Here is a 24,590-nt window from a genome sequence, read left to right on the forward strand (position 1 = left end):
TCGCTAGGCTGACCTGACAGAGAGAGATGTCATTAGGTCATGCCACGGGAGGGCGCAGTTATGGCAATAGCGGGTCTCAAGTTCAGAAAGATTGTATTTGTAGCAGCGGCATCGCTGGCTTTGGTTTCGGCTTCAGCTGGGCTGGCGGATGACAAGAAAAAGGAAAATACGATCAAAGGCGCTGTGATCGGCGCAGGTGTCGGTGCCCTGATCGGCGACGGCAAGGGTGCTGCCGCAGGTGCAGTGGCTGGTGCGCTGATCGGCGCAAATTCCAAGTGAGTGGAGGAGAACGAAGATGCGTATGAATTCGCTGAAGCTAGCGGCCTCCGCCTTTCTGATCGCAGCCCCCGGATTGGCCTTTGCTGACGAGGAAGCCGAACAGATGATGCAGAACGCGCTGCCGCTGATGTATCACACCTGCGCTTCTGTTGTCGAAGAGGCTGATGGGAACGAAGAATACATTCTGGACGTAGTTGGGAAGATGACGGCCCTGTCGCTATACAACCGACAGGTCGATATCGAGGCCCACGCGACTTCGGACGAGGAAAAGGCCGCTCTGCGCGAAACCTTTGTGGCCGCTTTGAAAGAGGGTTGTGCCGGGGACGAAAACGCCTTGTTGGGTGGTGTCGTGGACAATGCTGTAAAATCGACACTGGGGCTGTAATGTATCAGTAGTGAGGCGGCCGTTCGTCACCAAGGATTATGCCGCCGGATCCTTCCTGCGCCCGTTCTGCTTCTCGCTGCAACAGCATTTCAACCCGATGGGTCAGCCGGTCGATTTCCGACTGTTGTCTGGTGACGACTGTGTTCAACTCGTCCACGATACGGGTCAGATGGGCGATCTCTTCTTCCAGATGCTGCATAATTGACTCCTGTCCTGCGCTGGTCATAGCGACACAGTCGGCCCAAGGCCAGAGAAAGCGCGCCTTGCCCCGATGCGGGCCATGGGATAGACCGCGCGCGGAACAAGGACTCTCCCAAGGACGCCCCAAATGGCCAAGCCCAAGAAACAGCCCCGCCCCAAGGCCGTCACGCCGAAAGGGTTCCGTGACTATTTCGGCGAGGAAGTCACGCAGCGCACCGAGATGCTGCGGACGATTGCGGGCGTGTATCATCGTTACGGGTTCGACGCGTTGGAAAGCAGTGCGGTCGAGACAGTCGAGGCGCTGGGCAAGTTCCTGCCCGACGTGGATCGCCCGAATGAGGGCGTCTTTGCATGGCAGGAATTCGATGATGGCGGCAATGGCGACTGGATGGCCCTGCGCTATGACCTGACCGCACCTCTGGCCCGCGTTTACGCGCAGCACCGCAACGACCTGCCCACACCCTATCGCCGCTATGCGATGGGTCCGGTCTGGCGCAACGAAAAGCCTGGACCGGGGCGCTATCGTCAGTTCTATCAATGCGATGCAGACACGGTTGGTACGGCCTCGATGGCGGCGGATGCCGAGATTTGCGCGATGCTGTCGGATACGCTGGAAACCGTGGGCATACCGCGCGGCGATTATCTGGTGCGGGTCAACAACCGCAAGGTTCTGAACGGCGTGCTCGAAGCGATGGGCTTGGGCGAAGAAACCGCCGCCCGAGACAACGTTCTGCGCACCATCGACAAGTTCGACAAGGTGGGTGAGCAGGGTGTGCGCGAGTTGCTGACCAAGGGCCGCCTGGATGCCTCGGGCGCCTTCATTGACGGTGTAGGGCTCAGTAAAGATCAGGCTGAACCGGTGATTGCCTTCCTGACATCTAAGGCTCTGGATACCGCCGGAACGCTGGCCAATCTGCGCGCTGCGGTGGGCGACAGCAAGATCGGTGCGGATGGGATCGCGGAATTGGAACAGATCGGCACTTTGTTGGATGCCGGTGGCTATGGTGCGGACCGGATCGAGATTGATCCTTCGGTCGTCCGGGGGTTGGGCTATTATACCGGTCCGGTCTATGAGGCCGAGCTGACCTTTGAAATCTTCGATGAAAAGGGCCGCAAGCGGCAGTTCGGATCGGTCTCGGGCGGCGGCCGTTACGACGACCTGGTCAAGCGCTTCACCGGCCAGGAAGTGCCAGCGACCGGCATCTCTATCGGTGTCGACCGTCTGCTGGCCGCGCTGCGCGAAAAAGGCAGGATCGCCGCGCAGGCCACGGGTCCTGTAGTCGTGACCGTTATGGATCGCGACCGGATGGCCGACTATCAGGCGATGGTGACGGAACTGCGCAATGCCGGTATTCGGGCCGAGGTCTATCTGGGTAACCCCAAGAACTTCGGCAATCAGCTGAAATATGCGGATAAACGGAACTCTCCGATTGCGGTGATCGAGGGCGGCGATGAAAAAGTCAATGGTATCGTCCAGATCAAGGACCTGATCCTTGGCGCCAAAATTGCCGAAAGCGCAACGCTAGAAGAATGGAAGGAACGCCCCAGCCAGTTCGAAGTGCCGCGCGGCGAACTGGTCGCCAAGGTGCGTGAAATTCTGGACAGTCAGGACTGACACATGCCCAACCGTTCACAGATACAGGCCCGCGCCGCGATGATGCGTGTCCGGTTTGAAGCTGCGGGTGCTCAGGTGGTGGACACGCCCCTGTTGCAACCGGCGGAAACGCTTTTGGATCTTTATGGTGAAGACATCCGGGCCCGCGCCTATGTCACGTCTGATGCGCTGCGCGGTGAACAGATGCTGCGCCCGGACTTCACCTTGCCTGTCGTGCAGATGCACATGAACGAAGGCGCTGAGCCCGCGCGCTATACCTATTCGGGCGAAGTGTTCCGCCGTCAGGAGCATGACCCCGATCGCGCCAACGAATATATTCAGGTGGGCTATGAGGTCTTTGATCGGGAAGACCCAGCCGGGGCGGATGCCGAGGTGTTTTCGCTGATGGCACTGCAGTTGCGTGGGTTGCCTCTGCGGGCGGCGACAGGGGATATCGGTATCCTCACCGCCGCTGTCGAGGGGCTGCGCACGACCGACCGTCGCAAGGCAGCGCTGATGCGACACCTGTGGAGACCGCGCCGATTCCGTATGTTGCTGGATCGGTTTGCAGGTCGCAAGCCGCCTTTGGAAGGGCGCAACGCGCTACTGGACGCAGCCGATCCGATGGCGTTTGATGCCCCTATGATCGGCAAGCGCCGCGCAGCTGAAATCGCAGCGCGGGTCGAGGCGCTGCGCGAAGACCGCGATACCCCGCCGATTTCAGACAATGAACTTGCAGGGCTGGAAACGTTGCTGAACGTGCGCGAGACCATGCCATTCGCGCTGGAACAGCTGCGCGACGTGGCAGTGGACCTGCCGCAGATCACGCCCGCTCTGGACCGCTTGGAGGCGCGCGTGGCTGCGCTGCAGGCGCGTGGCGTCGATGTGGATCGGCTGGATTTCGAGGCCGCCTACGGCCGGACGTCGATGGAGTATTACGACGGGTTCGTATTTGGTTTTTACGCGGAAGGTCGGCCTGACCTGCCTCCGATCGCCACGGGCGGGCGTTATGACGCGCTGACCCGCCAATTGGGCAACGGGGACGAAATCCCGGCAGTTGGTGGTGTGTTGCGCCCCGATTTGATGCTGGAGATCGAGGAAGGTGCAGTATGAGCCTGAAACTGGGTGTGCCCTCGAAGGGCCGGTTGATGGAAAAGACGTTCTCGTGGTTCGAAAAAGGCGGCATCACCTTGTCACGCAGCGGGTCGGATCGGGAATACGCAGGCAAGGTTGAAGGGATCGACGGTGTCTCTCTGATCCTGCTGTCGGCGGGGGAGATCCCGCGTGAACTGGCGGCGGGGCGGATTCATCTGGGTGTTACCGGGATCGATCTGGTGCACGAGAAACTGCCGCGCTGGGAACAGCAGGTTGAAGAGGTTTCGCGGCTTGGCTTCGGCAAAGCTGATCTGATCATCGCGACCCCGGCGTGTTGGGTCGATGTCGATACGCTTGATGACCTGGACGCGGCAGCTGCTGCGTTTCGCAAGACCCACGGCCACCGGCTGCGGATTGCCACCAAGTACCACCGTCTGGTTAGGGAATTCCTGACAGAAGCGGGCGTGGCCGATTACACGCTGGTCGACAGCCAAGGTGCGACTGAAGGCACGGTGATGAATGAAACCGCCGAAGCAATTGCCGATATCACCTCGACCGGAGAGACCCTGCGGGCCAACCATTTGAAGATCCTCTCGGACGGTCTGATCCTGCAATCGCAGGCCACGTTGTGGCGCAGTCGGGTTGCAAAATATGACGCGGCAGAAAAAGCAGCCCTGTCCGAATTGCTGGGTCGGCTGCGGTAATTACAGCACGCCTATTTCTGCCAGGGCGCGGTTCAGATCGTCGGGCAGGGCGTCGTCCTGCTCGCGGTTTTTGGGCAAATCGGCTGGTGTATCTTCTGGCTTGAGATAACGCCACCCCTGGAACGGGCGTTTCAGGGCGTTCTGGGTGCGGTATAGCTTGGGGTCCAGTACAATGGCACATCGGCGGACACCATCGTCTCCGATCACTTCATCCAGCCGCAGGATTCTCTGGCGACACTGGATTACACCTTTGATGACCCAGTAAATTGATCCGCCGTTGAGTATTTCGGCTTCGCGCTTGGGCCACATACGTGTGACGTGGCGTGGTAAGCCGTCCTCGTAAAGAGACATGCGGCTGTCCTGCCAGGCCATCAACGTACCGACACTTTCCGAACCAACGGACAGTTTTAGGAGGTTTACGTAATTATCCACAGCTTTCCCACAGAGTCGTCCCGACGTTGATCTTTATATTGTAGCTTGGTTCCCGGCGTCATCAAGGTGTTGTGGTGAGCATGTGATTTGGGGTAGTCTGGATACCTCTTTCAGCACAGGGAATCACCAATGAGTCGCTTTGCCGCCCCCATCGCCGAGCAGATCTGGGATATGAAGTACCGCTTTAAGCAGGCGGATGGCACCCCCATCGATCAGACGGTCGAAGACAGTTGGCGGCGCATTGCCCGCGATCTGGCGCGCGTGGAAAAAGACCCGAAGCATTGGGAAGAGAAATTCTATGAGGCGCTGGAGGATTTCCAGTACCTGCCCGCCGGGCGCATCACTGCGGGTGCGGGCACCGCGCGGCAGGTGACACTGTTCAACTGTTTCGTGATGGGCACGATCCCCGACAGCATGGGCGGCATTTTCGACATGCTGAAAGAGGCCGCGCTGACCATGCAGCAGGGTGGGGGGATCGGCTATGATTTCTCGACCATCAGGCCGCGTGGCGCTGACGTGAAAGGCGTCGCGGCGGATGCCTCGGGGCCGCTGAGCTTCATGGATGTCTGGGATGCCATGTGCCGCACGATCATGTCGGCAGGCTCGCGCCGGGGCGCCATGATGGCGACCATGCGGTGCGATCACCCGGATATCGAACAGTTTATCACTGCCAAGTCTGACCCCGCCCGCCTGCGCATGTTCAACATGTCTGTGCTGGTGACCGATCCGTTCATGGAGGCGGTCAAGGCTGATGGACCGTGGGAACTGGTGTTTGGTGACAAAGTCTATCATACCGTTCAGGCGCGTGATCTGTGGAACAAGATCATGCAGGCGACATATGATTTTGCCGAGCCGGGCGTGATCTTCATCGACCGGATCAATCAAGCCAACAACCTCAGCTACGTTGAAACCATCGCGGCCACAAACCCGTGTGGCGAGCAGCCGTTGCCGCCTTACGGGGCCTGCCTTTTGGGTTCGATCAATCTGGCGCGCCTGGTGTCTGAACCGTTTGAAGCAACCGCCCGTTTGAATGAAGAGGCCCTGCAAGAACTTGTCGCCACGGCTGTTCGGATGATGGACAATGTCGTTGATGCGTCAAAATTTCCGCTGGCCGAGCAAGAGGCTGAGGCGCAAGATAAACGCCGTATAGGATTGGGCGTGACTGGATTGGCGGATGCGCTGCTGATGCTGGGCCTGCGCTATGGCTCCGACGAGGCGGCGCGTCAGACCGAGCGCTGGTTGCACGCGATCGCGCGCGCCGCTTATCTGGCGTCGGTGGGCTTGGCAAAGGAAAAAGGGGCGTTTCCCCTGTTCGACGCCGAGAAATACTTGGCCAGCGGCACCATGCAGCAGATGGATGACGATGTCCGGGATACCATCCGCGAGCACGGTATCCGCAACGCTCTGCTGACGTCGATCGCGCCCACAGGAACGATTTCCCTTTATGCGGGCAACGTGTCGTCAGGGATCGAGCCGGTCTTTGCCTATGCGTATACCCGTAAAGTTCTGCAAAAGGACGGATCGCGCACCGAAGAAGAGGTGGTAGATTACGCCGTGCAGATGTGGCGCGACACGTTTGGCGATAAGGATTTGCCCGACTATTTCGTGAACGCCCAGACCTTGACGCCGACCGAGCATGTCAAGATGCAGGCGGCAGCGCAGAAATGGATCGACAGCTCGATCTCGAAGACGATCAACTGCCCAGAGGACATCTCTTTCGACGCCTTCAAGGACGTGTACATGCAAGCCTGGGATCAGGGCTGCAAGGGCTGCACCACCTATCGCCCGAATGATGTGACCGGTTCGGTTCTGACCGTTTCGGAAAGCGATGACAAGGTGCCGGGCGAAAGCGCGGATGCTCCGCACGAGGTGGATGGCGGAGACGTCATTTATATGTCCGAGCCACTTGACCGGCCGCAGTCGCTGGAAGGGTCGACCTACAAGCTGAAATGGCCCGACAGCGAGCACGCGATATATCTGACCATCAACGACATCGTCATCGGCGGCAGGCGGCGTCCGTTCGAGGTGTTCATAAACTCGAAGAACATGGAGCATTACGCCTGGACATTGGCGCTGACCCGGATGATCTCGGCCGTATTCCGGCGGGGCGGGGACGTGTCCTTTGTGGTAGAAGAACTGAAAGCCGTGTTCGACCCGCGTGGTGGTGCGTGGGTGAAGGGCAAATACATCCCGTCGATCCTGGCGGCGATCGGTGGCGTGATCGAGCAGCACCTGATCGCGATTGAGTTCCTCGAGGGTGAGGGCATGGGCTTGAAGTCCGACCCGCAGGCGCAGGTGGTTAACATGGACGCGCCGCGCGGCAAGGCCTGCCCGTCCTGCGGCCAGTACGACATGGTGATGATCGAGGGCTGCATGACGTGTCGCAGTTGTGGGCATTCGAAGTGTTCAGGTTAGTTTTCTTAGTCCAGTTATGAAAGGACGGGCAATTCAGAGCTGCTTTGGCTGAATTGTCTGCCACTTTTCAGGTCCGTTTCTTCCACTGCGACTTAAGCCATTGAAATCATTAAAAGTGAAATGCGCCGATCTGCGAGGGTCGGCGCATTCGTTTGGGGTCATACAATTCCCGGCCTCCACTTGAAGCCACCGAGAAAAACGATGTTTGTCTTTGGTATAAAAACGCATCGCCATATCCGCCGCAGCTGCGTTACGCGAAGCAAAAACCTTAATCGAACAACGGAGGAGACACTGTAAAACAAAACGCCCCCTTAGTGTTCTGGGCTATCGCCCGCCAGCGCCCGAAACCATCATCCCGGTGGATTACAGGCCGATGATGCACTTACAATCAAACTGGACCAGTCAGATGAGGCCGCACAGGGCCGCTGCTGCCAGAATTGCACCCAAAATATTGCACTGAGTTCGGACCAGTTTCTGGGGTCAAGACCAAAGTCTGGCCTTGCCGCCCTATACTGCAACGAGCCGGAGTCGCTCCCTAAACCAATCAAACGCTCGTGTTCCAAATCGTTCGATGACTGACACTGCCTGCAACAATGGGGCTTTTTAGCGGTTGAAACCCGCATCCGTGACTCCGGCCCCAATCAATCGATCAAGTAAACCGTTTCACCAGTTTCTATTGCTTGTTGTGCCGCTTGCCCCATCCTAACGGCCCAGAGGCCGTCCTTCAAACTCACATCCGGTTTTGCCTTTTCGCCACGAAGCACGGCCAGGAACCCTTTATGCTGATAGTAGGTCGACCCATTGTGATCCCCGGCCGCCAAAAGGTTGGGTTCCACCGGAACGTCCATTGATACCGGACCTTTGGGATTGCGCGGGCTCAGGAGCAACTGCGGCAGTGGCGGGGTTCCCAAATGATCGGGCCAGAATCGTCCGGGTCCGGGCACCAATGCCTCGATCTTGGCGTCCGGTCCGACGGCCGATATTTCTTCTTGATAGCGTGAGCCTTCGGCAAACATGCAAAGTTCCAACATCGCGCGCGCACCCGAAGCAAAGTCGACCAGAACATAGCCGTGATCCAGAATATCTGGGGTTTGACCGTCGTAACTCTCGTTCAAATGGTTCACCGCCTGCCCACCACTTGCCGTTATACGCACCGGATCGGATTGCAATATCAGACGCATCAGGTCGAAGAAGTGGCAGCATTTCTCGACAAAAGTACCACCAGTATTTCGGTTGAACCGGTTCCAGTTGCCGACCTTGTCCAGGAATGGAAAACGATGCTCGCGGATCGATAGCATTTTTACCCCACCTGTCGCCTCAGCCTTCTCGATCAGAGCAGCAATGGGGGGCATGTACCGGTATTCCATCGCAACCCAAATCGGGCAGGTGTAGTCGCGCTGCAACTGCTCGAGTCGCGGCATGTCTTGCGGGTCGGTGAACAATGGCTTTTCTACCAAAAGCGGTAGTGGACGTGTTTCAGCGATTTCGCAGATCTGGTCCACATGAAGATGGTTCGGGCTGACAATGACGACGCAGTCCAGCTCCTCTACCGCTAGAAGCTCTTGCACGGAACCTACCATGGTTGCAGTTGGCGCAATTGCCTTAGCGGCTTTTGCCATCTCCTGATCTGGTTCAAAGATCGCAGCCACACTGGTGCCTTCCAGCAATCCGATATTGTGCAGGTGCTCTTGCCCCATCATTCCGCATCCAATCAGCCCGTAATTGATGGTCCGGGTCATGTGCGATTCCTTTTACTTCAGACGTTGAACGTAGTTGGCCCGATCCGGGTCGAACCATGTTTTTGAGAATTCAACGGGTTCGGCGCTTTCCGACCAGCTGAACCGCTCGATATAACCTACCGCTTGGCCCGATGGTTTGGTGAAGTCTGGGGGCGTCCAGTCCGGTAGAGGACGGACCGAGACTCTGTCTTCGGCCCTTGCGATCCAAAAGCCCAATTGGTGCTGATAATAGCGATAGAGCGAGTCGGACAGCAGGCTCTGGTCGATTAGGCCGGCTGATTCGTCCAGCCAAATTTCTTCGACAGCGATGATTGTATCATTCAGGTAGCGCATCCGCCGGACACGCGAACCGGCATCAGAAGCACCGAATTTTGGCAGTTCGACTGGCTTCTTCAGATGGTCAACCGACAGGATATCTGCACGTGGCAGGCCACCTCCTTCAGGCAGTTCCAGCCTGAACATTGCATAGACGCTGTTTTGTGTGCCGGTCTCGCGGATGTAGTTGCCCGAGCCTTGGATACGCTCCAACATCCCCTTTTTTTCTAGCTCAGAGAGCGATTTTCGCAGCGTTCCAACCGAGACATTCAACTCCGCGGCCATCTCGCGCTCGGGTGGCAAGCGCTCACCTTCAATAAGGCGACCAGCCGCGATGTCACGGATCAGAAGTTCCGCGATCTGAATATATACCGGCAGGGCATTTTGGTTTCGGTTGGACACAGGCACAGTAGACGCTTCACTCGGCCGCAGGAAGAATTGATACACTATTGATCTACATCAAAGCGATTGCTACGCAAGAGGAAAGTCAAAGATGTACGGAGCGTGAATCAAATGAGCATCGTCCCCATCACATCCCCCGATCTGGATGCGGCCGAAGTTTCGTGGTTTGCCGCGCTGTGCTCGGATGATTACCAGTTCCTTGGCGTTCCCGATGGCGACCTGCGGTCGAGTTGGGAGCATTGTTCGAACATTGTGAAAGAGGCCGAAGCGCAGGGTTTTCGCAACATCCTCTGCCCGTCCTCCTATCAGGTCGGTCAAGACACGCTGAGCTTTGTCGCCGGCTGCGCTCCGATCACCGACCGGATCAACCTGCTGGCCGCCGTACGCTGTGGTGAGATGCAACCGATCATGCTGGCCCGCACCATCGCAACGCTGGATCACATGCTGAAGGGGCGGTTGACGGTTAACATCATCTCATCCGACTTTCCCGGTGAGAAAGCCGACAGCGCGTTTCGCTATCAACGTTCGCGCGAAGTGGTGGAGATTCTGAAACAGGCCTGGACGCAGGATGAGATCAATCATGCAGGCGAAGTCTATAAATTCTCGGGCATGACCACTGATCCAGTCAAGCCATACCAGACTGGAGGGCCGCTACTCTATTTCGGCGGCTATTCTCCCTCCGCTTTGGATCTGTGTGGCGAGCACTGCGATGTCTATCTGATGTGGCCTGAAACCAAGGACCAACTGGCTGAACGGATGAAGGCTGTTCACGCCGTCGCTGAAAACTACGACCGCACGCTGGATTACGGCCTGCGTGTCCATATGATCGTTCGCGATACCGAGGCCGAGGCGCGGGAATACGCGGATTACATCGTCTCGAAGCTGGACGACGAATACGGTCGCGCCATCCGCGAACGGGCGCTGGATTCGACCTCGCTGGGTGTGGCGCATCAGGCCAGGAATCGCGACCTGGCGGATGAGTACGGCTATGTCGAACCCAGCCTCTGGACCGGTGTTGGCCGGGCGCGGTCTGGCTGCGGTGCCGCTCTGGTCGGATCAACCGATCAGGTTATGTCGAAGATCGAGGAATACCAGAAGATGGGCATCCGCGCCTTCATCTTCTCGGGCTACCCGCATCTGGACGAAGCCCGTCATTTCGGCGCCCGCGTGTTGCCGAACCTGAAAACCTGTTCCCTTCCCAAAGCTTACGGAAGGGTTCCAAATGCGACCCCGGCCACACCGCTGGGCAACGGAGAACGCCGCTGATGCAACGTGTGAAACTATCTGACTCGCTGGAAATGAGCCGCCTTGTCTATGGCATGTGGCGGTTGGGCGATGACAGTGACACGTCCGCGGGCCATGTCGAGGCCAAGATTCAGGCCTGCCTAGATCAGGGCATCACCACCTTCGATCAGGCCGACATCTATGGCCTCTACCAGGCCGAGGCTGTGCTGGGCACGGCCCTGCGCGCCAATCCAAGCCTGCGTCAGAAGATGGAAATTGTCACCAAATGTGACATCGTCGCGCCGGTTGGCCGTTACGCAGATGCGAAAGTAAAATACTACGACACCTCGCGCGCCCACATTCTGAAATCGGTCGACACGTCGCTGTCGGAAATGGCGATTGACCACATCGATCTGCTGTTGATCCACCGCCCAGATCCCATGATGGACCACCATGAAACTGGAGCAGCTCTGGATGAGGTTGTTGCCAGTGGCAAGGTCGGCGCCGTCGGTGTGTCCAACTTCCGCCCGTGGGATTGGTCGTTGCTGCAATCGGCGATGAAAACGCAGTTGGTCACCAACCAGATCGAAATCTCTCTCGGTGAGATCAGCCCCTTCACCAACGGAGACCTGGCGTTTCACCAACAGCATGGCCATCCGTTGATGGCATGGTCGCCGCTGGGTGGAGGTCTGTTGATGGCCGGAAACCCACCGGTTGGGGTCGTCGCTGATGAAATCGCAGCCGAGTTCGGCGTGGATCGCGCCGCCGTCGCCGTGGCGTTCCTGCTGGCCCATCCGGCCAACATCCTGCCGGTTCTGGGCACCAACAGTATGGACCGGATCAAACGCGCCTCGGACGCATTGAAAGTCAAACTGGATCGGGAAAGCTGGTTCCGCCTGTACGAGGCGGCACTGGGGCACGAGGTTCCATGATGAACGCAATCTCAAAGGACATGACCCACACCTTCGTTCCTCAAAAGGACGACACCCGCACCTTGCGCGATGCCTTCGGCCGCTTTGCGACCGGTGTCACCATCGTCACTTGCGACAGCGCGGACGGGCCGGTCTGCATCACCGCGAACAGCTTTTCGTCCCTATCGCTCGACCCACCGCTGATCATGTGGGCCGGAGACCGCAACTCGCGCCGCTTCCCCTATTTCCACAAAGCCCGTCATTTCAGCGTCCACGTGCTGTCCTCGGAACAGGCCGAGCTGTGCTTCGGCTGCTCGAAAGACGCCTTTGCACTGCGGGACATCAACCACGAGCGCTGTGAGAATGGGACACCGGTGTTGGCGGACTGCCTGGCTCGGTTCGAATGCGAACAGCACGCGTATCACGATGCAGGCGATCACGTTATTGTAGTTGGAAAGGTTCTCAAGGCCAGCATGTCCGATGGAGACGCGCTGACCTTCTATGCTGGGAAACTCGGCCAATTCGCGAAAGCCTAAGCGCGATTTGACGACCGTGGGACATACCCGCGGCTGAACAAGGGAGGATCCGCATGAGCGGACTGGCATCGGTGCTTGCGCCGATTGCATTCGTGAATGAAACCGTGCTGCGTCTGGGCCGCGCGGTTGGTGTTGTTGCGATTGCGCTCATGGTTATCGCAATTCTTATCCAGGTGTTCTTCCGATACGTTCTGGGCAACGCTCTGCCCTGGCCGGATGAGGCCGCGCGGTTCTGCATGTTGTGGATGACCGGTCTTATGGCGCCCACCGCCTTTCGGCGCGGTGGCTTTGTGGCCATAGACATGCTGGAACGCTTCCTTCCCCGCGTCATCGGCCAAACGCTGAATCTGTTCCTGCTTTTGATCGCGCTCTCCGTCTTGGTGGTCGCAGTCAACATCGGCTGGTCCGAGGTTACCGGCTTTGGCGGCAAATTCGCCACTGCCGCGCTGTATCTGCCCACCTCTTTCGGGTTCGACGAATGGTATCGCATTCCGCGCAGTTGGATGATGGCATCGCTGCTGGTGGGGATCATCCTGCTGATCTCGGTGAATATCGAGCTGATCCTGCGATCCTTCATCACTTTGCTGGGCGGCGGCCACCTGTTGCCGGAAATTCCCGATGCGGCAGTGGGGGTCGAATAAATGCTGATCTGGTTTCTGCCCACTTTCCTGATTTTCCTGCTGATCGGCCTGCCGGTCTTTTTCGCTTTGCTCGCGGCGCCCGGAATCCTGCTGTGGCTGAACGGCCAGACGAACGACATCACGCTGCTCTATCGCAATGTCTATAACGGCATGGACAGCTTCCCTCTGATGGCTATCCCGTTCTTCATGCTGGCAGGAGAGCTCATGAACCGAGGCGGCATAACCATCCGCCTCGTCGAGTTTTCCCAGGCTTTGATGGGCCACCTGCGCGGTGGTCTGGCGCATGTGAACGTCCTCAGTTCGATCCTGTTCGCGGGCCTGTCCGGTTCTGCCGTTGCTGATACCTCCGCTTTGGGATCAATGCTGATCCCGGCGATGGAGAAACAGGGCTACACCCGCAAATTTGCCGCCGCGATCACGGCGGCGAGTTCCGTGATCGGGCCGATCATTCCGCCCTCGGGCATAATGATCATCTATGCCTATGTGATGGGCGAAAGCGTGGCCGCATTGTTCCTTGCGGGTATCGTTCCGGGCGTGATGGTCGGAGTCGGTCTGATGCTGATGATCAAACTGATGGCCGACCGCTACGACTTCCCCGTCGCCAGCCGCAAATACACATGGTCCGAGCGGCGTCAGGCCAGTTTGAAGGCCTTCTTCCCACTTATGACACCGGTGATCATTCTGGGCGGTATTCTGGGTGGTATCTTCACGCCAACTGAGGCTGCGGCAGTCGCCGTGGGTTATGCCTTCATCATCGGTTTCTTCGTCCTGCGCACACTGACATGGAAAGAAGTTCCCGAGGTGCTCAGCAACGCAGGCATGACCTCAGCCGTTGTTCTTCTGCTGGTCGGCGGGGCAATGGCGTTCAAGACGGTTGTCAGCCTCAGCCATGCGCCGGAACAACTGGCCTCGCTGATCCTCAGCCTGTCAGAAAACCCGCTGATCCTTTTGTTCCTGATCAACCTGCTACTGTTCATCGTCGGCATGTTCCTGGACGCAGGCCCCGCGATCATCATCCTTGGACCAATCCTTGGCCCGATCTTCACCAGCCTCGGCGTCGACCCGATCCATTTCGCCATCATCATGAGCGTCAACCTGACGGTCGGCCTCGCCACACCACCGATGGGATTGGTGCTGTTTGTGGCAGCAGCCGTATCCCGCGAACGGGTCGAAACCATCGCCAAGGCGATCCTGCCGTTCCTGGCGGTCGAAATCATCGTGATCTTCCTGATCACGTATATCCCCGCACTATCCATGACGATCCCGAGGATAACGGGATTTGCCAACTAACCAAGTTCCACAGGGAGGAAACGCATGCTCAGAGACTTTATCAAAACCGCAGCGGTGGCCACATCGCTGGTGGCGGCGTCCGCAATGGCCGCGACAGCCGCCGACTATACGCTGCGCGCAACTGCAAATTCGAACGAAAACGATGAGGATTATGATGGTCTGATCGTCTTCAAGAATTATGTCGAATCTGCCTCGAACGGCGCGATTGAAGTCGATCTGTTCATCGGCACTCAGCTCTGCTCGAACGGAGCCGAATGCTTGCAGGGCGTGGCAGATGGCACAATCGACATCTACATCTCCACTTCCGGCGGTGCCTCAGGCATCTTTCCCTACGTGCAGGTTTTAGACCTGCCCTATCTGATGGCCGATGATCGCATTGCCGAGCATGTACTGTCGGGCGACTTCACCCGTATCATGCGTGACATGGCGCTTGAGGATTCCGGTGGCGCAATCCGCCTGATGACCATCGGCAACACCGGCGGCTGGCGCAACTTTGCCAACACCCAGCGCCGGATTGCTGAGCCTGCCGATATGGAAGGTTTGAAAATCCGCACCGTGGTCGCCGATCTGCCGCAGGAACTGGTCAAGGCGTTGGGCGCTTCGCCTACCCCGATCCCATGGCCGGAACTGTTCACCAGTTTCCAGACCGGTGTCGTTGAAGGATCCAAGAACGGCATCACCGACATTATGGGCATGAAATTTCCGGATGCGGGCCTGCAATATGTGACGCTGGACGGCCACGCCTATATGGGCGCACTGTGGTGGATGAACAACGCCAAGTTCCAAGAGATGCCTGAGGATATGCGTCGCGTCGTGGTCGACGGGTTCTATGCGTTGCAACAGGCCACTTTTGCTTCTCCCAAGCGCAAGTCGATTCAAGCCTATGAGGATTTCGTCGCCGGTGGCGGTGACCTCTATGTGCCGACACCCGAACAGAAAGCTGCGTTCAAAGAGGCCGCAACACCAGTCTATGATTGGTTCCAGTCCAACGTTGCTCGTGGCGATGAGATCTTCGTTGCAATGACCGAAGCGGTTGCGGCAGCTGAGGCGGACGTCAACGCCGCTCGCGATGCGGACCTGAACTAAACGGAAGGGTCGGGCTTTACGGCCCGGTCCTCACCGAAACGGGTACATCCACCCTTTGTAGTCATTGACGAGAACATGCGCCCTTTCGATTTGCTCCGGCGACATTTTCTTTACCACTTCCTCAAGGCTGATCGCCGCGTCGGGGTCGCCGCCAATGGCGCTGAGCGTGTACCACATATACGCACGCACAAGATCGGGCGAGGGCATGCCCAGACCCAATTCGTAGTACCAGCCAACGCCCGACTGCGCCCCCGGATGCCCCTTCATCGAAGCGCGCAGATACCATTCAAAGGCCCGTTCGTAATCCTGCTCGACCCCGAGACCCAGCCCGTACATCACGCCGATCAACTCCTCGGCCTCGGCGTTGCCCGAGCGAGCGGCTGGAAGAAGTTCCTCGCGTGCGGCTGCAAACTGTCCGGCTTCCATCATATCGCGCGCTTGCTCCAGTTCAGCCAGAGTCGGAGACGCAAAAACGCAAAGGGCAAAAACAAGCTGGCGCATGGGATGATTGCTCTCTCCTGGGTCGCGGCCGCTGCGGCAAAGGATTTGCCGCACCCGCTGACCGATGATGACTTTATCCCCTTTGATATGGAACAGGCCGCCATCGGTCATCAACTGTTTTACGACCCGATCCTGTCCGGCAACCGCAATATTACCTGCGCCCATTGTCACCACCCGGATTTCGGCACCTCGGACGGGTTGTCGCTGGGCATAGGAGAAGGCGGGCAGGGATTGGGACCGGACCGCACACCCGGCACCGGGGCCGACAGAATACGCAAACGCATCCCCCGCAACTCACCGGGCCTATGGAACCTTGGGGCCAAGGACATTCACACCGTCTTTCATGACGGCAGGCTGAGCATTTCCAACGACTACGGCAACGGCTTCAATTCCCCGGCGCAGGAGTGGCTGCCCGAAGGCCTGAATTCTCTGCTTGCGGCACAGGCTCTGTTTCCGCTGACCTCACAATTCGAGATGGCGGGCAATGTGGCCGAAAATGAGGTCACGGGCGCGGTGCATGATCGTATTGACAAGGGCTGGCCGATTCTGGCGAAACGCGTCCGCACCGATCCACGCTATGGTCCGGCCATCGTCGCCGCCTTTGATGAGGTCGAGACGACCGAGGACATCACTATCACCCACGTCGCCAACGCTCTGGCCGCTTTCATGGCGATTGAGTGGCGTAGCACCGACAGCCCGTTTGACCACTACCTTGCGGGCGACACGAATGCCCTTTCAACAGCACAAATGGATGGGATGAAGCTATTCTACGGCGAAGCTCGCTGCTCCACCTGCCACACCGGACCGCTCATGTCAGATCAGAAGTTCCATGCATTGGGTTTACCACCCTTTGGGCCGGGTCGTACCCGGCAGTGGGATCCCTTCGTCCGGGATGTGGGCCGCATGGGTGAAAGCAACCGCGTGGAGGATGCTTACAGGTTCCGCACCCCGATGCTACGAAACGTTGCCCTGACCGCGCCCTATGGTCACAATGGCGCGTTCCCCGATCTTGAAAGCGTCATTCGCCATCATTTGGATCCGCAGGCAAGCCTCGACAAATGGACTCCTCAAATGGCTGCATTACCCGAGGTACCATGGTTACAAAAAACTGATTTCCTAGTTTGGGAGGACTACTATGAAATGGAGCGTCAACGCGAAAAAAATGACATTGAACCGATCCAACTCACGGAAGTGGAAACCCAAAACCTGATTGCTTTTCTGCATTCGTTGACAGGTAGCAGCGTCGACTCGTCGAAATTCGGTGTGCCGAAGGGATTTGCTCCTTAATCATCCCTCACATCATCAAGGTACATCCAGAGAAATCGCATCCTGCCGTCCTTCTAGTCTCTCCCTTCCGACGCGAGCGTGGAATGAAGTGATCCGTAGAAAAAAAGTCTCTGTAGAGCGGCGCGAAACAAAAATATTTACCCCTGATATGGTATCGGACCGATAAAATCTGACAAGACCAACATAAGTATCTGGGGCGCTGTTCTTGAGGGCGGCATATTTCCGTTACCATATGAATTCAATCTCGACCGCGCGTCTTTATCGCCACCCCCGGATACGAAAAACCACCAACAAAGCCGTCATACGCACTTGCTGATCTATCGGGTATCGGTCAGGAAAGCACACTGGTGGGATGCTCTTGTTGCGCTTCGCATTTCGTTGCGGTGTATTGCTGTAAAACAAAAGGCCCCGTCAGGGGCCTTATTTTATTGGTCGGAGTGAGAGGATTCGAACCTCCGACCCCTGCCTCCCGAAGACCGGTGCAGAAGGCCAAGCCATTGATTTTTGGTCAAAGGAGCCCTGTTTTTCAGGCTGCTTTGCCAAGCAAACCAACTAAGACACGGTTCGACAGGTTCATTGAACCTAAGAGCACTGTCTACATGTGCGTTAATCCTACAGTTCCCGTAACAGCCGCTGCGTTTTCGGCATGCGGTCCAGACTGGCCTCAATTCTAGAACGCCACTTGGGGCCACGAGAGAGTGCGTCTTCATAGGCGTCAACCAATTCATCCGGTCGATCCTGAGAAAGCACCTCTATTAGAAACGCGGCCTGTCGTCTGTCCTTTTCTGCTTTGAGGGCATTTTCACCGGGAGGGCGTCGGTCCGCGACGATCAACTTGTGGATGGCATAGCGTTCTGGCTGCGGGATTTGCACCAAAACGCCACTCCGGTAGGTTACAGCAGCGTTGATTGGCTCCGCGATGAGGTAGTTCAGATGGTGCAGCCCTTGCGCATCCACTCCCAAAGCGGGCAGTTCGCGCACATCCTCATCCTCACCAAATGATGGAGTGAGGAATTCTATAAGCGTGTCGCCTCGCGTCTGTTTCCAACGCCAGGTGCGTCCGGCCGTGAGACTGGGCTGCGCCATGAAGTCGAAATCGCGGAACACATCTTCCAGCGGTGGTGATGCAGTGTCCTCCAGCACCAGCGACAACCTGGAAAAGCTGGCGATGTCGATGTCATCCGTGTGAGCGGTCATATCCATGTCGAAACGCACACCCAATTCACCTTCGTAGAGGCGGAAGGCGTGGGTCCCCACTATGGTGCCGCCTAGACGAAATACGCCGGACGTTGCCATCGCAGAGAGCAGGCTGCCGGTGGCAGCGTCCAGACCCAGGAAACCTTCTGCTCTTAGGAGCCGCACGAGGCGCGCCCGGTTGCGGCGGCGGTCTTCCTGTTGGGCTTTCAAAGTTTTGTGCTGTTCCAGCCGGCCGCGCAGTTCCTCACAATCCTCTCCCAGGTAGTGCTTTTTGACATCGGAACCGACCCGGTAGGTGTCATACCAGTAGGTCCTGTCGTTGCGTTCGACTCGTGTGGGGGTGCCCCGGATGTCCGAAACGGAATCGTCTCGCAGTGAACGCAGGAGATCGTGATAAGCGGCATGTGCTATGGATGAATGGCGCGTGAACATCTTGGCTTCCACTGTGCTCAACGGATTTTATTTTTGTTGAACATAACATATGTTCAACAAAAAATAAAGATGTTGAACACCACGCTTTTAGCCCTGTAACTCGTGAATACACACAGATGGGCATGAATTTTTCGCGATGTCGCAGAGATGCGCGTGATGAGTCAGGTAGATCACCTGGCCGCTTTTGCTCATCTCTGCTAGTAGGCCGAAGGCCTCGGCGGTGCGGTCGTCGTCGAAGCTTTCCATGATGTCATCGGCTATGAACGGCACTGGGCCGTTGTTGCGAGCAAACTCGTGGTAGCCTGCAATGCGTAGCGCAAGGTAGAGCTGAGCCCGGGTGCCGTCTGAGAGTTGGTCAGCCTGCTTCGAGCCGCTCCCGGCCTCCAGTGCCACCAAAACCTCGCGTGAGCCATCCGGCTGTGCTGCAAGGCCAGAATAGCGGTCCCTCGACATGATGCGGAATGCCTCTGATGCGCGTTCGAGCATACCGCTGCGGTGAGTGTCGCGATAGCTCCTGAGAGCAGCGTCGACCGCCAAGAGTCCCAACCGCTGTCGTAGGTGGCGCCGAGCTCCGTCCTCAATCTCAAGCAGTAATGTCTGGCGCTGCTCTTCCAAACGAGCAACTGCGTCATCTCCACCGACTGCTTCGACGGCGTCTTCTGCTTTGCGGAAGCCGTCCTGCGCCTCTTCCTGCGCTGTTCGTAAGGTTTTCAAGACAGTCCGCAGACTGTCGGCGCGGGCGGCGAGCGCATCGACGTTTAGTTCACGCAATTGCTCACGAGCTTCTTCGACTGTATCGCATTGCATCCCTGCACAGAGGTCTTCGGTCAGTTCGCGCTGAGTTTCACGCAGCTTCGACAATTCTCCTGCTTTCGTAAGCGCATCGCGCGCTTCGGCCCAAACTTCGACCCCAAAGTGACGGCAGAACTCCACGGTCCGATTGCGATGAATCTTCGCCTCCCCTTCTAGCTCTGAAAGGGAATTTCTTGCCGTCATCAAGCGTTCTGATAGGCTGGCTCGCTGAACTTCGCTGCTCTCCGCTGCGCGCTGCCTTCTGGTAATGTCTCGCCACAGATCGGTCACTGGCAGACCGGAAGGCATGTCGAGGCGACCTGCCAAATCGTAAGCCGCTTGTTCAAACCTCTCGCGGTTGGATTGCATCGCCGTTATCCGGTGGGTCAGTTCAACAATGCGTCCCTGATGTTCACGTAGTTGGTCGAGCTCTTCAAGGATCGCGCGCATCTCGTCGACAGCGGGCGGTGCACCAACCATCCAGGTGTCGGAGCAGGCGGCCTCCCACTCCGCCTGCCATGCTGTGCGCGCGTCGTCAGCCTCGAGCTTGCTGCGCTCGCGCCTATTCAAGTTTTGGCGGGCTTCGGCCTCAGCCTCGCTTAAAGCCTCGACCTTGGATACTTGGTCTAACAGTGATTGAGCCGTTTCAACACAGAGGGCTAAGCTCATATCATCTGGTATTGCGCGGCCCGCCAGTGCCAACGCGTTCGAAAGATCCAAACGCGCTTTGTTAACAGCCTGCACACGCCGGGCAAAATCTCGCGCTTTGTCATCGCGCCTAATCAAAGCATTTTGTGCTGCGTCGAGCTTGGCGAGCCAGGCTAGGAAGGTTGGCAGGTCGATGTCGACAGGCAACGCAGAGGAGACCTTGGTTGCGATATCGGTAAGCTGTGTTGCTAGGTTTTCGCACAGCTCGCTAGCCTCGGCCGATTTCACTTTGGCAGCGTCAACTTGTTGTTCGGCTTCGATCAACGCGCGATCAGCCTCGGCAATCTTTTCCACGTGCGCGCGCTGATCCGCAAGGGTGGCTGTCACCTGGTCGTCGAGGCGCATCGCCGATTCGAAACGCTCTGCCGTTTCATCCGTGAGTTTAGCTCGATGGTCAGACCATTCAGATTCCCGGCGTTTTCGCACGTGAGCTGCCTCTTCCAGAGTAACAGCTGCGCTTGTGCCGATGGCATCGCGTCTAGTGCGCGCCTGGGCCGCAGTATGTTCCAGTTGCACCAGCCGATCATCCGCCCTGTCGGCCGCCCTTTCAGCCTCCGTCATGCTCGCGCCGAGTTGTTCCAAGTCAGCGCGATCTGGGGGGGTCAAATTCGCCAGCTTATCCTTGTTTCCGGTCCAAGGGGAGAGCGCTGCCAGGGCCGACTCCAATTCCGCTTCCATCTCTTCGAGCTCGGTGCTTGCTCGGTCGTGCGCGCCTAAAGGGTCTTCGCGGCGAAGGATTTGCACCAAACCGGCCAACCCACCCAAATCAGACATGCTTCCCCCTGCCTCACGTAAACGCCGCTCAGCGCGCGCTGCGTCATCTTGGGCAACCTGCAATTCCCTGGTCGCAGCATCGCAAGCGGTTTCCACACCTGAACTTTGCTCGATCAATGCGCGCAGGCGCCCAAGGGTTCTTGCTTCTGGCAGTAGCGTGGTCGGATCCGCCCCGACTTGCCCCAGTCGAGACAGACAATCGTTGACTGCTTCTGTCTTGGCTTCCAGCTCTCCGCGCCGCTTGGGCAAGTCCTCCAGCGCCGAGTCATGGGCCGATTTCAACAGATCCGCCGCTTTGATGTCGTCGCTTGCATTCAGAACAGGCTCGTCGGTTGGGAGGTAGTTCAATTCAGCTTCCAAGCCTGCCTCAATCTTTTTCGCGGTCTCGAGTCGAGTAGCAATGGCGGTTTCCGTGCGGTCTAGTTCCGGAAGCTCGGCAAGCCATCCCACGGGAGGTTCTGGTAGCGCACCGTAGCTAGCGATCTGTGTCTCCAGGCGGTCCAGCCGCGGTAAGAGCGGCATGGCGGCGATCCGGCGATCGGTTTCGATTACATCGGTTTGAGCGGCTTCAGACGCCTCGCGCGCTTGGTGCCAGGTATCTTTGGCGCGGTCGCGTTCAGTTGAAAGGCGGGTATACTCGGCAGCCGCAGTGTCCAATTCCTTAATCTGCCTGCCCAAATCGTCGTAGGCGGTACAAAGATCCCGCAACGCACCCTTGCGTCCGGTTCTGTTCAGGAACCCCTCCGATTCTGCATTCAATTCGTCCAACTGCGCCGCCAAATCGGTCATCCCGGCGCTTGCCTGAAACAGCAACTCACCGAGATCCCCCTTGCTGGCGAGGATGCTTTCGCCTCCTTCGTCCAGGGTTTGCCGATTGAGCGAGAACATCGCTGCATAGGATGTGCGGTCGAGTCCTCGCAGACCACCATGCAATAATGCTTCACCTAGCGGTTTGCCGCTGGCGTCAAGCAAAGAATTGTTACGTTTCTTGACCCGAAGCAGTTCATGCGTCTGCCCGTTGACGTCTAGCACGGCCCCTAACTGCATCGACGGGTAAGGGTGAAGAAAGTCCATGCTGCTTCGAACAGGGATCTGGAACAGCATGTCCAGCCAGCCTTCAAGCAGGGTGGATTTTCCGGCCTCGTTTGCACCGTAGATCACGTGTAGGTCGGGGCTTCCGGGTGTTGGGACGGGAAACGAAAGGCTCAGATCAGTGAACTTGCCAAAACGTGTGAGGTCGAGCCGGTTCAACCGCATTGTTCAGCCACCAGTCTCTTCGAGGCGCGCAAGCACTTCCATTGCACCCTGCTGCATCGCATCGGCAATAGTTGCGGCCGTTTCTTCCTCGCTATCACCCAGGAGCCCTCGCAACTCGCGCGGAAGATATTTTAGCAGTCGTTCCACGTCTTCCAAAACAGCCGGATCATTCGGGGGAAGACTTCGCTGAGCGATGATCTGAGCTAGTTCCTCTACCGCGCCTCCAGTGGACGCATTGCTGGCGGTGGACAACGCAAGCTCGATCTTGTCGATCCAAAGCGACCCGATCGGCTCGGTGACATTCTGTGCTTCCGCGAGTAGAAGGTCGAGGTCACGTCCTGCTCGCCAGGCCAGTGGTGTCGCTCCAGTCAACACAGGCCGGACAATCAGATGTTCGCCAGCATGGTCCCGCCGTGCCGAGCGCAAAGCATGCTTCAGTGCCTCGATAAGGTCAGGCCAGTCAGACAATTGGTGGCAGTCCACCTCGAGCCGTTCGAACTGGGCCACCGCAATGTGACGCTCCTCCAGCTCGACCGAACCGTCATCGGCGACAGAAACTAGCGTCACCGACTTGTTGCCTGCCTCGCCGATGTCGCGCCCCTGAGGAATTCCTGGCATGACGACAGTTGTTGTGCCGGCGTCAACAGATCGTTGGTGGATGTGTCCCAGCGCCCAATAGTCGAACGCGGTAGCTTTTAGGTCGGCCAGCGTGCAAGGTGCGTATGGATCATGTCCCTGAGCCCCGCCGAGGGACGTATGCAACATTCCGATATTGAAAGCCCCCATCACCGGCGCCCCAAAACGGTCCAACAGAGTGTTTGGTGCATGGGGGTCACGAAATGAAACCCCGTGAACAGCAACTGAATGATTGTTCCAGTAAGTCTCGACGACCTGGGCTTTGCCTGGGAAAACCGTCACGTTTTCCGGCAGGGCCAGCTCACGCGTGATCTTAGATGCCGCATCGTGGTTGCCGCGGATAATGAAAACCGGAATGCCCGCCGCGTCTAAGCGCTCCATCTCTAGAGCGAGGAAACGAGCGGTTTTCATTGATGTTTGACTGCCGTCATACAGGTCGCCGGCAATCAGCAGCGCATGGACATCTTCAGACACGCACAGATCGACCGTCCGCCTGAACGTGGTTCTGGTCGCGTTCCCGACTACTTCGGCCAGTGCTTCGTCGCGCATGGCTAGAGACTTTAGCGGTGAGTCCAAATGAATATCTGCAGTGTGAACGAACCGGAAGGCCAACATTTTCCCCCAATAAACACTAAACCTATGAGAGAAATTGAAACTACGACGTCGTGACCGTCAAGGCGGAAGTATTGAGCTCGCTTTCTATTAACGAGAATACGGGAACACAAACGGCGTATCGTTTCCCTCGGAATCCCCAATCACGCCTTCGCTATATCGAAAACATGCAGCGAGTGCTGCGTCAATTCTGAGAGGATAGCGATGACAAAGAAACCGCACTTAGACACCCGGATGGCGATGTATGTCGAACGTCGGGTGCTCGAACTGAAGCCGACCAAGAGCCAGGCGGAGATCGCGGCGCAGGCCGGTTATGTGAACCAGAACATGATCACGATGATCAAGCAGGGCCGCACCAAGGTGGCACTTGATCGCGTTCCGACGCTGGCTGTTGCCCTGGAAGCGGATCCTGCTTTCGTGATGCAGCTTGCCCTGGAGCAGGCGATTGGCCGGACGGCTGCCGAGGCAGTCGTCGAGGTGTTCGGTGAACCCGTCACTGCAAACGAAGTTGGTTGGTTGCAGGCGATCCGTAAGGCTTCCAGCAACACCGACCCGAGACTGACCAGCAGGTCACAGGCCGCGATCAACGCGATTTTCGGGAGATAAGATCCATGTATGATAAGAATGACGATCTGACACCTAACGAACGAGCCTGGCTGCGCTTCCTGCGCGATGTTAGCAATGACAGCGACCCCGGCATTACCCTGCGCCGGGTGCAGCTATTGCGGCGCCTATGCGAGCTTTGGAGAGCTTGATGGAATTGCGTAGTAGGAAGGCGGGGAGGAATGGTTGAAGTGCTAAGCCTGGCTGGATTCCTCTGGAAACATAAAAATTGTGGGTGACGTTCTAGTTAACGGCCACAAACACGAGTTCTGGCAAAACCACCTCCCATGCATCGCGGCGGAGCGTATGGTGGAAGGCTTCACCTGAGTCCTCTTTTCTCCATTTAAGGATAGCGGCGATTTCCCCCCTCTCAAACCGGGTGTTTGGCGGCGGTGCGAAGGATTTGGACATGCGGCTCAGCACTTGCCCTTCTTCGTTGTGTAGCAACCAGCGGTCGCCGTCCTTTGTCTGACGTCAGCGCCTACCGGACAGATTTGGGGTTTGAGCAACGGAGGATTTCTGGTTCATCGAAGCCGTTAAGG

Annotated in this window: 23 protein-coding genes and 1 pseudogene; 16 read left to right on the top strand and 8 right to left on the bottom strand. The window is 57.7% G+C overall.

Going from position 1 to position 24,590, the window contains the following annotated elements; genetic code table 11:
* The first annotated feature begins 60 nt into the window (after positions 1-60).
* A complete protein-coding gene (locus AC2FLP_RS12460; RefSeq protein WP_170346894.1) occupies positions 61-279 on the top strand; it encodes a YMGG-like glycine zipper-containing protein in 219 nt (72 codons plus the stop codon).
* A 16-nt stretch (positions 280-295) separates the two neighbouring features.
* A complete protein-coding gene (locus tag AC2FLP_RS12465) occupies positions 296-664 on the top strand; it encodes a hypothetical protein (RefSeq protein ID WP_299897847.1) in 369 nt (122 codons plus the stop codon).
* A gap of 4 nt (positions 665-668) precedes the next feature.
* On the opposite strand, the gene AC2FLP_RS12470 is transcribed toward AC2FLP_RS12465, so the two are convergent.
* Positions 669-863: a SlyX family protein gene (locus AC2FLP_RS12470; protein WP_117873086.1), complete on the bottom strand. Its 195-nt coding sequence runs from the start codon at positions 861-863 to the stop codon at positions 669-671.
* Between the two features lie 129 nt (positions 864-992).
* On the opposite strand from AC2FLP_RS12470, the gene hisS reads away from it, so the two are divergent.
* Genes hisS through hisG form a run of 3 tightly spaced genes read left to right on the top strand, consistent with a single transcriptional unit; the run spans position 993 to position 4,258 of the window.
* Positions 993-2,480, top strand: a complete 1,488-nt coding sequence (gene hisS / locus AC2FLP_RS12475) for a histidine--tRNA ligase (RefSeq protein WP_496684776.1) — start codon at positions 993-995, stop codon at positions 2,478-2,480.
* 3 nt (positions 2,481-2,483) lie between these two features.
* The gene (locus AC2FLP_RS12480) at positions 2,484-3,572 is read left to right on the top strand and encodes an ATP phosphoribosyltransferase regulatory subunit (protein WP_496684778.1); all 1,089 of its coding nucleotides are present in this window, start codon (positions 2,484-2,486) and stop codon (positions 3,570-3,572) included.
* Positions 3,569-4,258 carry an ATP phosphoribosyltransferase gene (hisG, locus tag AC2FLP_RS12485; protein WP_117873089.1) on the top strand — a complete coding sequence of 230 codons (690 nt, stop codon included), beginning with the start codon at positions 3,569-3,571 and terminating at the stop codon, positions 4,256-4,258. Before AC2FLP_RS12480 ends, hisG begins: the two co-directional genes overlap by 4 nt.
* Here hisG and AC2FLP_RS12490 read toward each other — a convergent pair whose 3' ends face one another.
* Entirely contained in the window at positions 4,259-4,690 is a 432-nt protein-coding gene (locus tag AC2FLP_RS12490) for a DUF1489 family protein (protein WP_299897859.1), read from the bottom strand.
* Positions 4,691-4,819: 129 nt separating this feature from the next.
* Here AC2FLP_RS12490 and AC2FLP_RS12495 point away from each other — a divergent pair, with 129 nt between their 5' ends.
* A complete protein-coding gene (locus AC2FLP_RS12495; protein ID WP_496684780.1) occupies positions 4,820-7,105 on the top strand; it encodes an adenosylcobalamin-dependent ribonucleoside-diphosphate reductase in 2,286 nt (761 codons plus the stop codon).
* A 247-nt stretch (positions 7,106-7,352) separates the two neighbouring features.
* Positions 7,353-7,565: pseudogene (locus tag AC2FLP_RS12500) on the top strand (hypothetical protein); the annotation flags it as partial.
* A gap of 181 nt (positions 7,566-7,746) precedes the next feature.
* Here the strand turns inward: AC2FLP_RS12500 and AC2FLP_RS12505 are convergent.
* Together AC2FLP_RS12505 and AC2FLP_RS12510 are read right to left on the bottom strand one after the other, a co-directional pair.
* On the bottom strand, positions 7,747-8,844 hold the full coding sequence (locus tag AC2FLP_RS12505) for a Gfo/Idh/MocA family protein (protein WP_496684782.1): 1,098 nt from the start codon (positions 8,842-8,844) through the stop codon (positions 7,747-7,749).
* 12 nt (positions 8,845-8,856) lie between these two features.
* Positions 8,857-9,567: a GntR family transcriptional regulator gene (locus AC2FLP_RS12510; protein ID WP_496684784.1), complete on the bottom strand. Its 711-nt coding sequence runs from the start codon at positions 9,565-9,567 to the stop codon at positions 8,857-8,859.
* A gap of 105 nt (positions 9,568-9,672) precedes the next feature.
* On the opposite strand from AC2FLP_RS12510, the gene AC2FLP_RS12515 reads away from it, so the two are divergent.
* The 6 genes from AC2FLP_RS12515 to AC2FLP_RS12540 are packed head-to-tail and all read left to right on the top strand — an operon-like array spanning position 9,673 to position 15,249.
* Positions 9,673-10,827 carry an LLM class flavin-dependent oxidoreductase gene (locus AC2FLP_RS12515; RefSeq protein ID WP_299897871.1) on the top strand — a complete coding sequence of 385 codons (1,155 nt, stop codon included), beginning with the start codon at positions 9,673-9,675 and terminating at the stop codon, positions 10,825-10,827.
* Positions 10,827-11,717, top strand: a complete 891-nt coding sequence (locus AC2FLP_RS12520; protein WP_299897874.1) for an aldo/keto reductase — start codon at positions 10,827-10,829, stop codon at positions 11,715-11,717. The genes AC2FLP_RS12515 and AC2FLP_RS12520 overlap by 1 nt, the downstream gene beginning before the upstream one ends.
* Positions 11,717-12,232, top strand: coding sequence for a flavin reductase family protein (locus tag AC2FLP_RS12525; protein ID WP_162896908.1), 516 nt, complete (start codon positions 11,717-11,719; stop codon positions 12,230-12,232). The genes AC2FLP_RS12520 and AC2FLP_RS12525 overlap by 1 nt, the downstream gene beginning before the upstream one ends.
* A gap of 53 nt (positions 12,233-12,285) precedes the next feature.
* A complete protein-coding gene (locus AC2FLP_RS12530; RefSeq protein ID WP_496684787.1) occupies positions 12,286-12,873 on the top strand; it encodes a TRAP transporter small permease in 588 nt (195 codons plus the stop codon).
* Positions 12,874-14,163 (top strand): TRAP transporter large permease, encoded by a 1,290-nt coding sequence (locus tag AC2FLP_RS12535; RefSeq protein WP_496684789.1) that lies wholly within the window; start codon positions 12,874-12,876, stop codon positions 14,161-14,163. It abuts the gene before it with no gap.
* Positions 14,164-14,187: 24 nt separating this feature from the next.
* Positions 14,188-15,249, top strand: coding sequence for a TRAP transporter substrate-binding protein (locus AC2FLP_RS12540; protein ID WP_496684791.1), 1,062 nt, complete (start codon positions 14,188-14,190; stop codon positions 15,247-15,249).
* Positions 15,250-15,279: 30 nt separating this feature from the next.
* Here the strand turns inward: AC2FLP_RS12540 and AC2FLP_RS12545 are convergent, their stop codons facing one another.
* Positions 15,280-15,750 (bottom strand): tetratricopeptide repeat protein, encoded by a 471-nt coding sequence (locus AC2FLP_RS12545; protein ID WP_496684792.1) that lies wholly within the window; start codon positions 15,748-15,750, stop codon positions 15,280-15,282.
* A 3-nt stretch (positions 15,751-15,753) separates the two neighbouring features.
* Here AC2FLP_RS12545 and AC2FLP_RS12550 point away from each other — a divergent pair, with 3 nt between their 5' ends.
* Positions 15,754-17,037, top strand: a complete 1,284-nt coding sequence (locus AC2FLP_RS12550) for a cytochrome-c peroxidase (protein ID WP_299897889.1) — start codon at positions 15,754-15,756, stop codon at positions 17,035-17,037.
* A gap of 612 nt (positions 17,038-17,649) precedes the next feature.
* On the opposite strand, the gene AC2FLP_RS12555 is transcribed toward AC2FLP_RS12550, so the two are convergent.
* The 3 genes from AC2FLP_RS12555 to AC2FLP_RS12565 form a co-directional block, all read right to left on the bottom strand.
* A complete protein-coding gene (locus AC2FLP_RS12555; protein WP_496684794.1) occupies positions 17,650-18,666 on the bottom strand; it encodes a nucleotidyltransferase family protein in 1,017 nt (338 codons plus the stop codon).
* Positions 18,667-18,753: 87 nt separating this feature from the next.
* A complete protein-coding gene (locus AC2FLP_RS12560; protein ID WP_496684796.1) occupies positions 18,754-22,197 on the bottom strand; it encodes an AAA family ATPase in 3,444 nt (1,147 codons plus the stop codon).
* Between the two features lie 3 nt (positions 22,198-22,200).
* Positions 22,201-23,448, bottom strand: a complete 1,248-nt coding sequence (locus AC2FLP_RS12565; RefSeq protein ID WP_496684797.1) for a metallophosphoesterase family protein — start codon at positions 23,446-23,448, stop codon at positions 22,201-22,203.
* A gap of 201 nt (positions 23,449-23,649) precedes the next feature.
* Between AC2FLP_RS12565 and AC2FLP_RS12570 the strand changes: the two genes are divergently transcribed.
* Both AC2FLP_RS12570 and AC2FLP_RS12575 read left to right on the top strand, forming a co-directional pair.
* Positions 23,650-24,051, top strand: coding sequence for an XRE family transcriptional regulator (locus AC2FLP_RS12570; protein WP_299897901.1), 402 nt, complete (start codon positions 23,650-23,652; stop codon positions 24,049-24,051).
* A 5-nt stretch (positions 24,052-24,056) separates the two neighbouring features.
* Positions 24,057-24,200: a hypothetical protein gene (locus tag AC2FLP_RS12575; protein WP_299897904.1), complete on the top strand. Its 144-nt coding sequence runs from the start codon at positions 24,057-24,059 to the stop codon at positions 24,198-24,200.
* The last annotated feature ends 390 nt before the right edge of the window (positions 24,201-24,590 follow it).

It is taken from the genome of Ruegeria sp. CDSA141, assembly GCF_059612005.1.